11 protein-coding genes are annotated in these 16,764 nt (G+C 74.3%); 8 read left to right on the top strand and 3 right to left on the bottom strand.

Annotated features, from left to right (window positions below; genetic code table 11):
• Window positions 1–29 precede the first annotated feature (29 nt).
• The 5 genes from ACIQFY_RS08015 to ACIQFY_RS07995 all read left to right on the top strand — a co-directional run bounded on the left by ACIQFY_RS08015 (window position 30) and on the right by ACIQFY_RS07995 (window position 8,608).
• Complete coding sequence (locus ACIQFY_RS08015; protein ID WP_209683421.1) at window positions 30–998, top strand: aldose 1-epimerase family protein; 969 nt, start codon at window positions 30–32, stop codon at window positions 996–998.
• Window positions 977–2,479: an anthranilate synthase component I family protein gene (locus ACIQFY_RS08010; protein WP_066653186.1), complete on the top strand. Its 1,503-nt coding sequence runs from the start codon at window positions 977–979 to the stop codon at window positions 2,477–2,479. Before ACIQFY_RS08015 ends, ACIQFY_RS08010 begins: the two co-directional genes overlap by 22 nt.
• 114 nt (window positions 2,480–2,593) lie before the next feature.
• A complete protein-coding gene (locus ACIQFY_RS08005) occupies window positions 2,594–3,490 on the top strand; it encodes a hypothetical protein (protein WP_400339266.1) in 897 nt (298 codons plus the stop codon).
• An 83-nt stretch (window positions 3,491–3,573) separates the two neighbouring features.
• Window positions 3,574–5,184 (top strand): DNA polymerase Y family protein, encoded by a 1,611-nt coding sequence (locus ACIQFY_RS08000; protein ID WP_251154858.1) that lies wholly within the window; start codon window positions 3,574–3,576, stop codon window positions 5,182–5,184.
• 10 nt (window positions 5,185–5,194) lie between these two features.
• On the top strand, window positions 5,195–8,608 hold the full coding sequence (locus tag ACIQFY_RS07995; RefSeq protein WP_251154800.1) for an error-prone DNA polymerase: 3,414 nt from the start codon (window positions 5,195–5,197) through the stop codon (window positions 8,606–8,608).
• Between the two features lie 3 nt (window positions 8,609–8,611).
• Here ACIQFY_RS07995 and ACIQFY_RS07990 read toward each other — a convergent pair whose 3' ends face one another.
• Together ACIQFY_RS07990 and ACIQFY_RS07985 are read right to left on the bottom strand one after the other, a co-directional pair.
• Window positions 8,612–10,111, bottom strand: coding sequence for a cell wall metabolism sensor histidine kinase WalK (locus tag ACIQFY_RS07990; protein ID WP_066653193.1), 1,500 nt, complete (start codon window positions 10,109–10,111; stop codon window positions 8,612–8,614).
• Complete coding sequence (locus ACIQFY_RS07985) at window positions 10,108–10,785, bottom strand: response regulator transcription factor (protein ID WP_066653196.1); 678 nt, start codon at window positions 10,783–10,785, stop codon at window positions 10,108–10,110. Before ACIQFY_RS07985 ends, ACIQFY_RS07990 begins: the two co-directional genes overlap by 4 nt.
• Window positions 10,786–11,002: 217 nt before the next feature.
• Here ACIQFY_RS07985 and ACIQFY_RS07980 point away from each other — a divergent pair, with 217 nt between their 5' ends.
• A complete protein-coding gene (locus ACIQFY_RS07980; RefSeq protein ID WP_066653198.1) occupies window positions 11,003–11,488 on the top strand; it encodes a hypothetical protein in 486 nt (161 codons plus the stop codon).
• 20 nt (window positions 11,489–11,508) lie between these two features.
• Here ACIQFY_RS07980 and ACIQFY_RS07975 read toward each other — a convergent pair whose 3' ends face one another.
• Window positions 11,509–12,585: an aromatic acid exporter family protein gene (locus ACIQFY_RS07975; RefSeq protein ID WP_081985243.1), complete on the bottom strand. Its 1,077-nt coding sequence runs from the start codon at window positions 12,583–12,585 to the stop codon at window positions 11,509–11,511.
• An 80-nt stretch (window positions 12,586–12,665) separates the two neighbouring features.
• Here ACIQFY_RS07975 and ACIQFY_RS07970 point away from each other — a divergent pair, with 80 nt between their 5' ends.
• Window positions 12,666–13,910, top strand: coding sequence for a phosphotransferase enzyme family protein (locus ACIQFY_RS07970; RefSeq protein WP_066653203.1), 1,245 nt, complete (start codon window positions 12,666–12,668; stop codon window positions 13,908–13,910).
• A 476-nt stretch (window positions 13,911–14,386) separates the two neighbouring features.
• The gene (locus ACIQFY_RS07965; protein ID WP_066653205.1) at window positions 14,387–16,513 is read left to right on the top strand and encodes a DEAD/DEAH box helicase; all 2,127 of its coding nucleotides are present in this window, start codon (window positions 14,387–14,389) and stop codon (window positions 16,511–16,513) included.
• The last annotated feature ends 251 nt before the right edge of the window (window positions 16,514–16,764 follow it).

Genomic DNA, 16,764 nt, shown 5'->3' with positions numbered 1-16,764 from the left:
GGCCGCCGCACCCCAGTACGCTGTTGCGCATGAGCAACGTCGCCCCCGTGGCCGGTTCCCAGCCGACCGGTCCTCACCTGGCCGGATCCCCGCTGTCCGGGTCCGCCCTGACGATCACCGCCGGCGGGTACACCGCCGAGATCGCCTCGGTCGGGGCGTCGCTCCGGACACTCCGCGCCGACGGACGCGACCTGGTCGTCCCGTTCGCCGCCGACGAGGTCCGTCCGGCCTTCCGCGGCGCCGTCCTGGCTCCGTGGCCGAACCGGGTCGTCGACGGCCGGTACACCTTCGGCGGACAGGACCACGAGCTCGCCCTGACCGAACCGAAGCGGCACCACGCGCTGCACGGCCTCGTCGCCTGGACCGACTTCCGCATCGTGGCCCACGAGCCCGACCGTGCCGTGCTCGCCACGACCGTCCCCGCGCAGGAGGGGTACCCGTACCGCGTCGAGGTGCTCGTCGAGTACCGCGTCGACGCCGACGGGCTGCACACGACCGTCACCGGGACGAACACCGGTGGGGACGCGGCACCGTGGGGGACCGGGCCGCACCCGTACCTCGTCGCCGGCGCCGGTCGCGTCGACGACTGGACCCTCACCCTGCCCGCCGCCGAGGTGCTCGAGGTCACCGAGGACCGTCTCGTGCCGACCGGCACCGCCCCCGTGCACGACGAGTTCGACCTGCGCACCGCGACCGCGATCGGCGACCGTTTCATCGACCACGCGTTCACCGGGTTCGACCGGAACGGCGACGGGCTGGCGACGATCGTGCTCACCGCGGCGGACGGCCACGGGGTCCGGGTGTCCTTCGGGCCGGAGTGCGGCTGGGCGCAGGTGCACACCGCTGACCACGTCGTGCCGGAGTACCACCGCGTCGGCCTCGCGGTCGAACCGATGACCTGCGCGCCGGACGCCTTCAACGCTGGCGAGGAGTCCGGGCTCGTCGTGCTCGCACCCGGTGCCGCGCACGCCGCCTCGTGGACGATCGCCGCGGTCTGACCCGAGCGCGGGTCCTCGCGCGTCGCCTCGACGTCGCCCCGGACCTCGGTGCGCTGGCGGCTGCCACCGGCTCCGACGTCGTCTGGCTCGACTCCGGGCTGCCCGAGGGTGCGCCGGAGGCCGCTCGTGGACGCGCCCGGTGGTCGGTCCTCGCCCACACGGACGGGCCGTTCGCGACGCGGTTCCGGCACGAGGACCGACACGCGGTGCTCGAGGTCCCGTCCGCTGCGCAGCGGTGGTTCGGGCCGTCCCGCACCGAGGCGCGTGCCGCCTTCACCGTGCTCGACGACCTGCTGACCCGGACCCCGGCGCTCGAGGCCCCCGTGCCGGGCTGCGGGTTCGCGCTCGGCTGGGTCGGGTTCCTCGGGTACGAGCTCGGTCGCGAGTCCGGCGGCCCCGACCGCGCCGCGGCACACGCGGACGCCGACCTGCGCTTCGTGGACCGCGCGCTCGTCGTGCACGCCGACGGTCGTGCCTGGGCGCTCGCCCTGGTGACCGACGACGAACCGACGGCCAGTGCGGCGAACCGGGCGTGGCTCGCGGGGCCGCACACGGGGCGGCCGTCCGTCGACGCGACGGACGGCACCACGGGCCTCCAGGCCGGTGCGGACGGGCGCGTGTCCCGCGACGCGTACGAGGCAGCGGTCGAGGCGTGCCGCGCCGAGATCCGTGAGGGGAACGCGTTCCAGGTGTGCCTCACGACCGCCTTCGCGGTCGGTGCATCCGGACGGGAGGCCCTGCCCGCGCCCGCCACGGACCCGCACCTGGTCGAGTACCTGCGACTGCGGCGGGCGGACCCCGTCCCGTTCGGTGCCTACCTGCGACTCGGCACGCTGCGGGTCGCGAGCCGCTCGCCGGAGCGGTTCCTGCGGGTCGGTGCCGACGGCACGGTCGTCGCCGAGCCGATCAAGGGCACGCGGCCGCGTGACCCGGACCCGCGACGTGACGCCACGGCGCGCGCGGCGCTCGCGGCGAGCCCGAAGGACCGCGCCGAGAACGTCATGATCGTCGACCTGCTGCGGAACGACCTGCTCCGCTCGGCGGTGCCCGGGTCGGTGCACGTCGAGCGGCTCTGCGACGTCGAGACCTACGCGACCGTGCACCAGCTCGTGTCGACGGTGTCCGCCGTGCTGCCGGCCGGGGCGTCCCGTGCAGCGCTCGTGCGCGCTGCGTTCCCGCCGGGATCGATGACCGGGGCGCCGAAGATCAGCGCGATGGCGATCGCGGACCGGCTCGAGGGGGCACCGCGGGGCGTGTACTCGGGGGTCGTTGGCTACTTCTCCGCGGACGGTGCGGTCGACCTGTCGGTGGCCATCCGCACACTGGTGACGGTGCTGGACGACCGGGGAGCGGAACGCGTCCGGACGTTCGGGGCCGGAGGCGCGGTGACGTGGTCGTCGGTCGCGTCGGACGAGGCGGACGAGGTCGAGACGAAGACCCGGTCGGTGTTCGGAGCACTGGGGGTCTCGGCCCGCTGGTGAGCAGGGTGCCCGGGCGCGGGTCGGGACCGCGTCCCGGCACCGGTCGGGCATGTCGAACGGGTGTTCGAAGTCGTTGTCCACCGGATGTCGGACCCGGTTGACATCATCGAACACATGTTCGAATATGAGGGCATGCAGACGGCGGCGGCACTCCTGTCGCCCGGGCCCGAGGGGGCGACCGGGCCCGACGGTCCCGCTCGCCCCGGGGGCCGCTCCGGGGCGTCCCGACCGACCCGGCGCGTCGACCACCTGGGGGACGCCCGGGCGGCGCTCGAACGCATCACGTTGCTGCGCTCCCGAGTGTCCGAGATGGAAGCACCCCGCGTCGACGTCCAGGGGCTCCCCACCGCCGACGCCCTGCGGTCGCTGCTGCCCGGTGGCGCGATCCGGGTCGGTGGCTCCTACGCCGTGCAGGAGTCCGTGCTGCTCGCGATGACCATGCTGCAGGCGGCCTCGGCCGAGGGGGCCTGGTGCGCCGTGGTCGGTGTGCAGTCCTTCGGGGTCGAGGCGGCGGCGGCGATGGGCATCGACCTCGAACGACTCGTGCTCGTGCCCGATCCGGGCGACCAGTGGCTCACGGTGACCGCAGCCCTCGCCGACGTGGCGCAGATCGTCCTGACGCGACCGCTCGGCCGGGTCGTGCCCGGCGACGTCTCGCGGCTGTCCGCGCGGCTGCGGCAGCGCGGTGGAGCGCTCGTCGCCCTCGGCACCTGGCCGGGCGCCGACGTCACGCTGCGGGTGAGCGGCTCGGTGTGGACCGGCATCGGCGACGGCCACGGGTACCTGGCGGAGCGGCGTGCCACGGTGACGGCGTCCGGCCGCGCGGGAGCAGGTCGACCCGTCAGCGCCGACCTGCTGCTCCCGGCGGCGGACGGTGCGGTGCGACCCGCCGCGCCCCTGGTCGCCCGGGCCGGTGGGACGGACACGGGCGCTCCGGGCAGCGTCGGCATCGCGGCCGCCGACGGTGCCGGGGACTCCCGGGTGCTCCGCCCGGTCGCGGTGGCGTCGTGAGCCCGCGGGGACGGGCCCGTGCCGCCTCGCCGCGCGGCACGACCAGGGGGACCGCCGGCGCCGGGGTGCCGGGGCCGGGGGCCGTGCGTGCCGATGCCCTGGCCCGTGGCGGCGCCCTGCCGGAACCACCGCCTGCGCGCACGATCGTGCTCTGGTGCCCGGACTGGCCGGTGATCGCCGCCGCCCGGGCCGCGGGGTCGCCGCCCGAGCACCCGTTCGCCCTGGTGGCGAAGGGGGTGGTGTTCGCCAGCTCGGCCAGTGCCCGGCAGCAGGGGGTGGTGCGGGGCCTCCGCGTGCGCGAGGCCCAGGCGCGCTGCCCGGAACTCGTGGTCGAGCCCTACGACGACGCACTCGACCACCGCGCGTTCGAACCCGTCATCCGTGCGATCGAGGAAGCGGTCCCCGGGGTCGAGGTCCTGCGACCGGGGACGATCGCCCTGCGCTCCCGGGGGCCTGCGCGCTACTACGGTGGCGAGCGGGCGGCCGCGGCGACGCTGGCCGGGATCGCCGCCGACCACGGTGCGCCCGGTGTGCGTGCCGGGGTGGCGGACACCCCGTTCGCGGCGGAACAGGCAGCGCGGTCGCGTCCCGTGCGCCCGGGGGAGCGGGTGCGCATCGTGCCGGTCGGCGGTTCGGCCCCGTTCCTGGCGGACCTGCCGCTCGGCGTGCTCGGCGACCCGGACCTGGCGATGGTGCTCGGGCGGCTCGGCATCGCCACGCTCGGCGACTTCGCCGCGCTCGGCGACGAGCAGGTGCGCGACCGGTTCGGTGTCGCCGGGGCGTTCCTGCACCGGCTGGCGGGCGGTCGCGACCCGCGCGAGGTCGCAGCGCGGGCGGTCCCGCCGGAGCTTCGGGTCGAGGCGTCCTTCGAGCCACCGCTCGACCGTGCCGACCAGGTGGCGTTCGCCTTCCGCCGTTCGGCCGACGACTTCGCCGCACGGCTGCGCGCGGCCGGACTCGTCGCGACCACGATCCGGGTGGGCATCGTCGACGAGCGCGACCTCCTGCTCGAACGGACCTGGGTGCACCCGCGCTGGTTCGACGCCGCCGACGTCGTCGACCGCGTGCGCTGGCAGCTCGCCGGCGGCGTGGACCCCTCCGGGCTCGAGGCGCCCGTGGTCCAGGTGGTGCTCGAGCCGGTCGCGGTCGACGACGCGTCGAACCACGAGCGTGGGCTCTGGGGGACCGGACCCGACGAGCGGGTGCACCACGCCCTCGCCCGGGTGCAGGGGCTCGTCGGACACGAGGGCGTGGTCACCCCGCGGATCGGCGGGGGCCGCACGCTGGCCGAGCGCGTCGTGCTCGTGCCGTGGGGCGACGCCCCGGTCGGCGGCGAGCGGGCGTTGGCGACCGTCCGCGACCGGCCGTGGCCCGGCAGGCTCCCGGGGCCGCCACCCGCGACCGTGCTCGAGCGACCCCGTCCGGTGGACGTCGTCGCTGCGGGGGGTGACACCGTCGACGTCGACGACCGCGGCGCACTCACCGCGGTGCCGGAGCGGTTCCGGGCCGAGGGTGAGCGGGGCGGCCGGTTCGCGTCCGTGACCGCGTGGGCGGGGCCGTGGCCGCTCGTCGTGCGCTGGTGGGAGGCCGGCGGGCGGCGACTGCACCGGCTGCAGGTCGTCGACGACGACGGCCGGGCCTGGTACCTGGTGCTCGCCGACCACCGGTGGTGGGCCGAGGCGGTCGCGACGTGAAGGAGACCTGATGGGCTACAGCAACCCACCGATCCCGTGGTCGCAGTTCGAACGCGCCCTGTCGGACAAGCGGCCGGACAGTACGCACGCCGGCGACGGCGGGGACAGCCCGGCCTGGTCGCGGAAGCGGTCCCGGTACGTCCCGCCGACACCCGCCGCCGACGACGACGCCCCGGTCGTGCCGTACGCCGAGCTGCACGCGCACTCGACCTTCAGCTTCCTCGACGGCGCCAGCGGTCCGGAGCACCTGGTGGAGGAGGCCGCACGCCTGCACCTGCACGGCCTGGCGCTGACGGACCACGACGGGTTCTACGGCGCTGCCCGGATGGCCGAGGTGGCCGAGGCGTACCCGACCGTGACGACCGTGTACGGCACCGAGCTGTCCCTCGGGCTGACCGAACCGCAGAACGGCGTCCCCGACCCGGAGGGCACACACCTGCTGCTGCTCGCCGACGGGCAGGACGGCTACCACCGGCTCGCCGCGGCCGTCACGCGGGCGAACCTGGCAGCAGGGGCCGAGAAGGGGCGGCCGCAGTACGACCTCGACGAGCTCGCGGCGCAGGCCGACGGACACTGGCGGGTCCTCACGGGCTGCCGGAAGGGCACCGTCCGCCAGGCCCTCGAGCGCGGGGGCGAGTCGGCGGCGGACGAGGCCCTGCGTGCGCTGCTCGACCGGTTCGGCACGGCCGGGGTGGTCGTCGAGCTGACCGACCACGGGGAACCGCTCGACACCGCCAGGAACGACGTCCTCGCGACGCTCGCGGCACGGCACGGACTCCCCGTCGTGGCGACCGGGAACGTGCACTACGCGACCCCCGACCGCTTCCCCGTGGCGACCGCGCTGGCGGCCGTGCGGGCACGGCGGAGCCTCGACGAGATCGACGGCTGGTTGCCGGCGGCCCCGACCGCCCACCTGCGGTCCGGTGCCGAGATGGCCGCGCGCTTCGCGCGCTGGCCGGGCGCCGTCGAGACGAGCGTCGCCTTGGCCGACGAGCTCGGGTTCCGGCTCCGGACCGCCAAGCCCGGGCTGCCCGACGTCGAGGTCCCCGAGGGGCACACGACGATGTCGTGGCTGCGCGAGCTCACCTGGCAGGGCGCCCGTCGGTTCTACCCGGGCAGCGCCGACGGTGTCGACCCGCAGAAGCGTGAACGCATCGAGCGGGAGCTGTCCGTCATCGCGGACAAGGACTTCCCGGGGTACTTCCTGATCGTGCGGGACATGGTGCAGTACGCCCGGCAGCGGGGCATCCTGTGCCAGGGGCGCGGCTCGGCGGCGAACTCGGCCGTCTGCTACCTGCTCGAGATCACCGCGGTCGACTCCATCCGGTACGGACTGCCGTTCGAGCGGTTCCTGTCGGCGATGCGCGACGAGGAGCCCGACATCGACGTCGACTTCGACTCGGACCGGCGCGAGGAGGTGATCCAGTACGTCTACGAGAAGTACGGACGGTTCAACGCGGCGCAGGTCGCGAACGTCATCACCTACCGGCCGAAGGGCGCCGTGCGGGACATGGCGAAGGCGCTCGGGCACAGCCCCGGGCAGCAGGACGCCTGGTCGAAGCAGGTCGAACGGTGGGGGTCGGTCACCGAGAGCCAGGACCACGACATCCCGGACACCGTGGTCGACATGGCCCAGCAGGTGCTCGGGTTCCCACGGCACCTCGGCATCCACTCCGGGGGCATGGTGCTCACCGACCGGCCCGTCGGCGAGGTCGTGCCCATCGAGCACGCCCGCATGGACGGCCGGACCGTGCTGCAGTGGGACAAGGACGACTGCGCCTTCATGGGGCTCGTGAAGTTCGACATGCTCGGGCTCGGGATGCTCGCGGCGCTGCAGTACTCGTTCGACCTGGCCGACGAACACTGCGGGGAGCGCTGGGACATGCACTCGATCCCGAAGGAGGAGCAGGGCGTCTACGACCAGCTCTGCCGTGCGGACACGATCGGGGTGTTCCAGGTGGAGTCCCGCGCACAGATGGGCACCCTCCCGCGGCTGCTGCCCCGGCGGTTCTACGACCTGGTGATCGAGGTCGCGCTCGTGCGTCCCGGTCCGATCCAGGGCGGTGCCGTGCACCCGTACATCCGGCGCCGGACGGGCGAGGAACCGATCACGTACATCCACCCGTCGCTCGAACCCGTGCTCGAGCGGACGCTCGGGGTCCCGCTCTTCCAGGAGCAGCTCATGCAGATGGCCATCGCCGTCGGCGGGTGCTCCGGGGACGACGCGGACCTGCTCCGCCGGGCGATGGGCTCGAAGCGTGGCCTCGAGAAGATCGAGCGGCTGCGCGAGAAGCTCTACGCGGGGATGGCGGCGAACGACATCCACGGCGAGGACGCCGACACGATCTACGCCAAGATCCAGGCGTTCGCGAACTTCGGGTTCGCGGAGAGCCACTCGATCAGCTTCGCGCTCATCGTCTACGCCAGCGCCTGGATGCGGCTGCACTACCCGGGGGCGTTCCTGGCGGCGTTGCTCCGGGCACAGCCGATGGGGTTCTACTCACCGCAGACCCTGGTCGCCGACGCCCGGCGGCACGGGGTGCGGGTGCTGCGGCCGGACATCCTGCGCTCGGCGGTCGACGCGACGCTGGAGCCCCTGCCCGACGCCGAGAGCGGTGCGACCGGGGCCGACGCCTGCCTGGCCGGGGAGCAGCCGCCCGTGCTGCCGTTCGACGGCTCGCTGCCCGACGACACCGCGGAGCACCGACGCGACGGGGCCTTCGCCGTCCGCCTGGGCCTGGCCGAGGTCGCCTCGCTCGGCCGGCGGAGCGCCGAGGCGATCGTCGCGGAGCGGGCGGCGCACGGGCCCTTCACGGACATGTCCGACCTGGCCCGTCGTGTCCGGCTGACGACCGCGCAGCTCGAGGCCCTGGCCGCAGCGGACGCCTTCGCCGGGCTCGGGATCGACCGGCGCAGCGGCATGTGGTCGGCGGCGCAGGCGGCTGCGGAACGACCCGACCAGCTGCCCGACACCCAGGTCACCGTGCAGCCGCCGCTGTTCGGGCAGATGACGAGCGGGGACGTCCTGATCGCGGACATGTGGTCGACGGGCATGTCGACCGACGACCACCCGGTCCACCACGTCCGCCCGCGACTGCGCGCCCGCGGGGTGCTCAGCGTGCAGGACACCGCGACGGCGGAGACCGGACGACGGGTCGAGGTGGGCGGCATCGTGACGCACCGGCAACGCCCGGCGACGGCGTCGGGCATCACGTTCCTGAACGTCGAGGACGAGACCGGGCTGGTGAACGTCATCTGCAGCGTCGGCGTGTGGGGACGGTACCGGCGGGTGGCACGGGAGTCGCCGGCCGTGGTGGTGCGGGGGATCCTCGAGCGGTCGCCGGACGGCGTGGTGAACCTGGTGGCGGACCGGATCGAGCACCTGCCGCTGGCGGTGCGGACCCGGTCGCGGGACTTCCAGTGACCGTCAGGACGCGGTCTGCTCGCGCACCACGGGGATGCGCACGGTGACCTCGAGACCACCGGACCGGACGTTGCGGAGGGCAGCCGTTCCTCCCGACCGTTCCGCGATCGCGCGCACGATCGCGAGCCCGAGGCCCGAGCCGCCCGGCACCGGCACCCCGCCCGTCGCCGGGTCCGGGTCGCGGCGCGACGTCCGAGCCTCGTCCGGCCGGGTGAACCGGTCGAACGCGACGGGGATGAACGACTCCGGGACACCGGGTCCGTCGTCGGTCACCTGCAGGACACCCTCGTCGCCCTCGACCCGCCACGACACGAAGACGCCACCACCACGGGGGAGTGCGGCGACCGCGTTGCTCGCCGTGTTGGTGACGAGCTGCGCCATGCCACCGGTGTCGAGGCGGAAGCGTGGTTCCGCCGCTCCGACCGGGTCCGGGGTCCGTTCGAGGTCGAAGTCCACCGTGATGTCCTTCGCCGAGGCGATGAGGCGCACCCGGTCGACGGCGGCCATGACCTCGTCGCCCAGGTCGCTCCAGGCGGTGGTCGGCTGCGCGCCGTCCTGCTCGCGTTCCTCCGCGTCCTCGATGCGCGACAGCGTGAGCAGGTCGTTCGCGAGCCGCGAGAGCCGGGCGACGCTCCGCTTGGCGCGGTCGATGTGCGCCGCGAGCGCCGCAGCGTCGTCGCCGTCGAGCGACGCCAGGTCGAGCTGGGTGGTGAGGATCGCGAGGGGCGTGCGCAGCTCGTGGCTGGCGTCGGAGACCATCTGTCGCTCGCGTTCGGTCACCTGGCGGGTGCGTGCGAGGAAGGCGTTCAGCGTGGTGGCGAGCGAGGCCAGTTCGTCCTGCGCCGGACCGACCGGCAGCTCGGCGCGCTCGGGGGCGACGGAGAGCCGTTCGGCCTCGCGGCGCATCCGGTTCACCGGGCGGAGCGCCGCGGTGGCGAGCGCCCACGACGCGATGCCGAAGGCGATGAGGATCGCGAGGCCGGTGAGCGACAGCGTGGTGGTGAGGTCGTCGACCACGATCGCCTCGGCCTGCGAGTTGCGTGCGGCGACGACGGTCCAGCGTCCGGCGGCGTTGACCGGGTGCTCGATGACGACGCGGTACTCGGACCCGGAGACGGTGATGAGCGACGTGCCCGACTCGGTCGACGTCAGGCTGCCGAGCGCCCGCTCGACCCGGGGCGGCATGGTCGACAGCCGGATCTGGCCCGACGGGGCCACGACGGCGACGAGCTGGGCGTTGCCCGGTGCGGACAGGTCCGGGTCGCTGTCGACCTCCAGCGTCGCCACGTACGGGTCGACGTCGGCGTCGAGCAGGGTGCGGGTGGCGCTGGCGACGACGCTGACGACCTGGAAGCGCATGACGAGCACGAGCAGCAGGATCACGACCGCCGCGATCGCCGTCGAGCCGATCGTGATGCGGGCGCGGAGCGAGAGCACCCGGAGCGGCCGGGGCAGGCCGCGTCCGCCGCGGACCGTCCCGGTCGTGGGTGCCGACCCGGTCACGCCCCGAGCAGGTCGAGCCGGTAGCCGCGGCCCCGGACCGTCGCGATGGCGACCGTCGCCTCGTGCGAGGTCAGCTTCTTGCGGAGGTACGAGATGTACTGCTCGACGACGTTCGGGTCCACGTGCTGCGAGCCGTCCCAGACCTCCTCGAGGATCTTCGGGCGGTCGACGACGGTCCCGACCGACCGGGCGAGCAGCCGGAGCAGGGCGAACTCGGTCGGGCTGACGGCGACGCGCTGCCCCTTGATCGACACCCGTCGGGCCTCGGAGTCGATGGCGACGTCGCCGACCTCGATGACCCGCTGCCCGGCAGCCGACTCGCGGCGACCGAGCGCGCGGAGGCGGGCGGTCAGCTCGGCGAACGCGAAGGGCTTCGTGAGGTAGTCGTCCGCACCCGCGTCGAGTCCGAAGACCCGGTCGTCGACGGCGTCACGTGCGGTGACGAGCAGGATGCGCACGGGGTCCTCCCGCTCGCGGATCCGGCGGGCGAGCTCGAAGCCGGACATGCCCGGCATCATGACGTCGACGACCGCGAGGTCGAAGGCCTGCTCGCCGAGGGCGATGAGCGCCTCGACACCGTTCTCGACCGCCGTGACGCGGTACCCCTCTGCCGCGAGCCCACGCTCCATGAGCGCGCGCATCTCGTCGTCGTCCTCGACCACCAACAGGCGCATGATCGACCTCCTCGGCCCCCATCGTGGCAGGGAACGGCGGTCCGTGGGCGGTTCCGGGTGGGAAGAGGCTGAATCTCGTCACAGTGACCCCGCCACGCCACCCGGACGAGGGCAGAACGGTCCGTCCCGCAGAGGGGGGTATCGGCCTCGCGAGCAGCGCGTTGCTAGGCTCCGCAGCGGACACGGCGTACCCGACGCAGTGTCCCGAGGGGGCACCATGCAGGATCAGGAGAACCGTCCGTACCGTCCGGACGACAGCGTCCACCCGGCCATCGTCCGGTTGCACGCGGAGCTCGAGGCGGCACGGCACGGCATCGACGTGCTCGGCGAGCTGGAGGACGCCCGCCGCGAGCGGGTCGTCGCGGAGCTGCTGAGCGCGGTGCCGGACGTCGCGAGCCGTGCGGCGTACGAGGCCGGCGCCGATCGCGCGGTCGCGACCATCCAGGGCTTCGAGGGGGTCCGCTCCGACGAGCACGAGTCGGGGACGGCGCTGTGGGACCGACTCGTCCTCACGGCCGTCGAGGCAGCGGCCGCGGTGGAGCCGACCGAGGTCGAACGGACTGCCGTCGAGTCGACTGCCGTCGAACCGGCCGCCGCGTCCGAGCCGGCAGCAGTGGGCGGGGGATCGCCCACGCTCGCTCCCGCCGCGGACGCCGCACACCCGGCGGCGTCCGGTCACGCCGCACACCGCGCCACGGCCTGACGCCGCGCGCCGCGCGGGCCTCAGTCGTCCTCGCCGAGCAGCTCCTCCCGCACCCGTCGGATGTCCTCGAGCAGGGCGCCGATGAGCACCCAGTGCCGCGAGTTCGGCCGGACGACCTCCAGCGGCGCCGTCAGCGCGGGCTCCGCGGCCGTCGTGTCGTCGGCGGCGGTGCCCGTGAAGCCGTCGCGCTCCGCGTGGTGCAGCCGCGTCGCCTCGACCCGTGCGCTCAGTGCTCGGACGTCCGCCCCGATCCGCGCGACCTCGGTCGCGATGCTCCCCACCACCGGGTCCGACCGGAGGTCCGGCGCCGTGTTGTCGCGGATCGCCCGGGTCATCCCGGTGACCCGGGTGACCAGGACGCGGAGGTGCTCCGCGACCGTCGTGTCCCGCTGCAGGATCGTGCGGTGCCGGCCACCACGGGGGTTCATCGTCAGCGACTCGCCCGCCGCGGTGAGCGAGGCCTCGGCGCGGGCATGCTGCTGCCGGAGGGCCCGCGCCTGGCGCAGGGCCTCGTCCCACCGCTCGGCGTCCCAGCCCTCGGTGAGGCCGATCGCGATCCGCTCGAACGCGGCGGCGGTGTCCCGGGCCAGTCGGGCGACCGCGAGGTGCGCCGGTTCGAGGAGCACGGGCGGCACGATCACGGCGTTCACCGCGAGTGCGACGACGGCGCCGACGACGGTCTCGAGGACCCGGTCGGCCGAGTAGTTCGGCGTGACGACCCCCGCGGTGAGCACGAGCATGCCGCTGATGCCCACCTGGGTCGCCGACGTTGGGGTCAGACGGAGTGCCCAGCTCAGCAGGATCGCCAGCACGATGACGACGAGCACGACCCAGACGCCGTCACCGAAGACCAGGTGGAAGGCGGTCGCCAGCACGACGCCGAGCACCACGCCGGCGCTGCGCTCGAGGCCCTTCACGAACGACTGGTTGATGCTCGGCTGCACGACGAGCAGCGCGGCGATCGCGGCGAAGGTCGGGAACGGCCCGTCGATGAGCGCACGGCAGAGCAGGACCGCCGCGACCACCGCGACCGCGGTCTTCACGACCTGCAGGAACGGTGTGCGGCTGGAACTGCGGAGGCGCGCGACCGGGTTCACGACGACCACGGTAGCCACCAGCCGCACGCCGAGCCGTGCACGATGGCGACGAAACCGCCGCGGCACGGTTGACTGGTCCCGTGTGGCCCAACCACGAGCGCATCATCCCGCAGGCCTTCGCCGGCTCCGGGACCTCCGTGGTCGCCGCGCGCGCCCACTCGGTCGAGCCGTCGGGCAACGGCTACCTGTACGGCTACGAGGTCGACACCGTCGACCGGGCCGGTCAGCGCGCCACCGTCCTGACCTACGTCGACACGGGTGGCGCCCACGACCAGAACAGCGCCGTCGTCACCGACCCCGCCACGGGCGAGCCGGTCTCGGTCTGGGCCTACCCGAACGACCCGGGCCTCCCGGTGCTGCCGCAGGTGACGTACCGCGACGCCGTCGCCGAGCTCCTCGCCGGCCTCGGCCTGCCGGTCACCGCCCCGACGCTGTCGGTCGCCGCCTACCGTCCGGGCAAGCGCGCGGTCGTGCGCGTGGACGCCCCGGAGCGCGTGCTGTTCCTGAAGATCGTCCGCCCGCACCGCGTCGCGCCGATCGTCGAGACCCACGAGCAGTTCGTCGCCGCCGGGCTGCCGGTCCCGCGGGTGCTGTCGAGCCGGGGCGACGGCCTGCTCGTGCTCGAGCGCATCCGCGGGGTGCCCGCGGGCAGCCGCATCACCGAGATCGCCGACGACCCGCGGTTCGTCGCCTCCCTCGCCGCCCTGACCGGCCGGATCGCGACGGTGCCGATGACGCAGCAGGCCCGCGCGGACGCGATGGACCACGCCGACTGGCACCGGCGCACGCTCGTCGCCGCCCTGCCGCAGGACGCGGCCGAGATCGACGAGCTCTACGACGGCATCGGGCGGCGGTCCATCGGTTGGGGGGCCGCCCCCAAGCAGGTGGTGCACGGCGACCTGCACCTCGAGCAGGTCTTCGTCGACGAGGACGAGCCGTGGCGCATCTCCGGCCTGCTCGACATCGACACGGCGGGCTGGGGGTTCCCGGTCCGCGACGTGGGTGCGGTCGTCGCGCACCTGGTCGTCACCGGCCTGTGGCACCGGTCCCGTGGGGACGCCGAGCGCGGGGCAGCGGCGGAGCGGCTCGCCGACGCGGTCGCCCGCGACTGGGTCGCCCGGAACCCGGCCGAGGCCGACCGCATCGGTCCGGCGATCGGCGCGCAGCTCCTCGCGCACGCCGGTGGGCAGGCGACGACCGGGTCCGAGAACGGCATCCGGACGGCGCAGCAGCTGCTGGCGGCGACGCGTGCGGCGCTCGCCGAGGCGGCGCCGACGGTGCCGTCGGCCGGCACCCTCCGTCCGCGGTCGGCACCGCAGGTCTGACCCGGCCGTCGGACGGTCGCCGGCCGCGCGGTGGTGGTGGGCAGCGCCTCCCGGCCGTCGTGGCGTCCCGTCCACCGCGCGGCCGGACGGGAGGCGCGACGCGCGCGGGTCCCGTCGAGTCGCCTCCGTCGGGGGTGCGGGAGTAAACTGAGCCCAGCACGCACCGTGTCGTCGCGTGCCGCGTCGTTTCCGGACGTGGCAGTCGGTCACTTGACCGACGTGGGGACCGGATCCGTGGGCGTCCGACGGGCACCACGTGCGTGCGACGGCGCCGGGTCCCGGCGCGGATCGTCGTGTCGAGCACCCGAGGGGTGCCGGCCGCACGGACCGCGGGAGTCCACCGGACGTCCCACGGCGGGACCGGCGCACGAGCGGGCCAGGGTGGCCCGCGGACCGGGGTCGTGCCAGACGCCGGTCGAGGACTTCCCGCCACGACGGCGGCTCGCCCGTGGAGAACGGGCGGAACAGGAGGAGCGTTGGCTCGATCAGGCACCCGGCGAGCAGCCGGCGGGACGCGGACCGCGTCGCGCCGTACCCGCCCGCTGGACAACGACGGCGTCATCCCGGTGCTCGCCCGCGCGGTGCGCGAGGTGGAGGCGGCGGCGCAGCGCGGACCGCTGAAGGCGTCCAACCGGTCGAAGTTCCAGGCGGTCGCGCTGCTGATGCGCGAGGAGCGCGCACGGGTCAAGGCCGACCCGGAGCTCACCGACGCGCAGCGCGCCGAGCAGCTCAAGCGTCTCGACGGTGTCGCCACGATCCTGGCGAAGACCGCCGCGCGGGACACCAGCGTGATCCAGCTGCTGACCGAGGAGGCCTCGGTGAGCGAGGCGACCCGCACGGTCAAGCGCGACATGATGATCGCCGGCGGCATGGAGCTGCAGCCCGAGGACCTCGTCATCGCGGCCGAGCCGTCCCCGGTGGTCGACGCCCCGGTGCGCTCGGTCGTGCCGCAGGCGGTCGTGCAGCGCCAGCTGGCCAACCCCTTCTTGGCGCCCGACTTCGCCCTCGCCGACCAGCCCGTCGCCCACCCGCGTCGCCTGGCGAACTGGGAGCTGTTCGGTCCGCTGTTCAAGTCGTTCGAGTACGGCGCCGGCGGTGGCGCGGCGTCGATGCCGTTGCCGGAGCCGACCTCGCTGCACTCGCGGTCCGGCACCACGCTGATGAAGCACCAGGCCGAGCTCGTCGCCGCCGCGGCGCAGGGACACCGCACGTTCCTGCTCGCGGACGAGCCCGGCCTCGGCAAGACCGCGCAGTCGCTGCTCGCCGCCGACGCCGCGAACGCCTTCCCGCTGCTCGTGGTCGTGCCCAACGTCGTGAAGACCAACTGGGCACGCGAGGCCGAGCGCTGGGTGCCGAACCGCACCGCCACCGTCATCCACGGCGACGGGGACGACCTGGACGGCTTCGCCGACATCGTCATCGTGAACTACGAGATCCTCGACCGGCACGCCGGCTGGCTCGGGGCCTTCGGCTTCAAGGGCATGGTCGTCGACGAGGCCCACTTCATCAAGAACAAGGAGTCGCAGCGTTCCCGGTTCGTGCTGCAGCTCGCCGAGCAGATCCGTGCGCGGGTGTCGTCGCCGCTGTTCCTGGCGCTGACCGGTACCCCGCTGATCAACTCGGTCGAGGACTTCCGCACCATCTGGGAGTTCCTCGGCTGGATCGACGACAAGAAGCCCCGCGCGACGCTCATGAACGAGCTCGAGGACATCGGGCTCACCCCGGCCGATCCCGGCTTCTTCGTCGAGGCCCGCAAGGCCGTCATCGACCAGGGCATCGTCCGCCGCCGCAAGGTCGACGTCGCCGCCGACATCCCCGCGCGACGGATCGCCGACATCCCGGTCGAGCTCGACGGCGACGAGGGCCGCTCCATCCGCGACGCCGAGCGCGAGCTCACCGCGAAGCTGGTCCGTCGGTACCACCAGGCGCTCGACGCCCGCACGGGGCAGGACCCGGTCGTCGGCATCGACCACAAGCTCGTCCGCCAGGTCGCGCGGTGGGAGCTCGAGGACCAGGACGCCTCGTCGACCGGCGAGAACGTGTTCTCGATGGTGCGGCGGATCGGTCGTGCCAAGGCGCAGCTGGCGGCGGACTACGCGGCGCAGCTCGCCTCGAACGTCGGCAAGGTGGTCTTCTTCGCGAAGCACCTCGACGTGATGGACCAGGCCGAGGAGGTCTTCGCCCGTCGGCACCTGAAGACCGCCACCGTCCGCGGTGACCAGACGCCCGCACAGCGCACGGCCGAGATCGATGCGTTCGTGAACGACCCCGACGTCGCCGTCATCGTGTGCTCGCTCACCGCCGCCGGCGTCGGCCTGAACCTGCAGGTGTCGTCGAACGTCGTGCTCGCCGAGCTGTCGTGGACCTCGGCGGAGCAGACGCAGGCGATCGACCGCGTGCACCGCATCGGACAGGAAGAGCCCGTCACCGCGTGGCGGATCATCGCGGCGCAGACGATCGACACCAAGATCGCCGAGCTCATCGACTCGAAGGCGTCCCTGGCCGCCCGCGCGCTCGACGGGTCGGACGAGGAGATCGCCGATTCGGGCGACATCCAGCTCGACGCGATGGTGGCGCTGCTGACGGAGGCGCTCGGGGGCTGAGCGCCGGGTGCGCTCGGTCGCTCGCGGAGTCGGCGACGGCGGCCGCCGCCCGGTGCCGGTTGTCGGCGCCGGCTCCGGTCGCGTTGCGGCACGACGTGCTCCCGCACAACGAGAAGCGGGGGGGGGCCCCCCCCCCCCCGGGGGGGGGCCGGGGGGGGGGGGGGGGGGGGCGGGCGCCCGCCCCCCCGCCCCCCCCCCCCCCCCCCCCCCCCCCCGGGGGGGGGCCCCCCCCCCCGGGGGGCGCCCCCCGC

Source organism: Curtobacterium sp. NPDC092190 (assembly GCF_044755625.1).
Lineage (GTDB): Bacteria > Actinomycetota > Actinomycetes > Actinomycetales > Microbacteriaceae > Curtobacterium.
The sequence above is the reverse complement of the archived record's forward strand: the minus strand, read 5'-3'. Positions and strand labels throughout refer to the sequence as shown.

What these genes read in the sequence shown, in the direction of transcription:
- ACIQFY_RS08015 (WP_209683421.1), top strand. Translation starts at nt 30, where the DNA reads ATGAGCAACGTCGCCCCCGTGGCCGGTTCCCAGCCGACCGGTCCTCAC.
- ACIQFY_RS08005 (WP_400339266.1), top strand. Translation starts at nt 2,594, where the DNA reads ATGTTCGAATATGAGGGCATGCAGACGGCGGCGGCACTCCTGTCGCCC.
- ACIQFY_RS07995 (WP_251154800.1), top strand. Translation starts at nt 5,195, where the DNA reads ATGGGCTACAGCAACCCACCGATCCCGTGGTCGCAGTTCGAACGCGCC.
- ACIQFY_RS07985 (WP_066653196.1), bottom strand. Translation starts at nt 10,785, where the DNA reads ATGCGCCTGTTGGTGGTCGAGGACGACGACGAGATGCGCGCGCTCATG.
- ACIQFY_RS07980 (WP_066653198.1), top strand. Translation starts at nt 11,003, where the DNA reads ATGCAGGATCAGGAGAACCGTCCGTACCGTCCGGACGACAGCGTCCAC.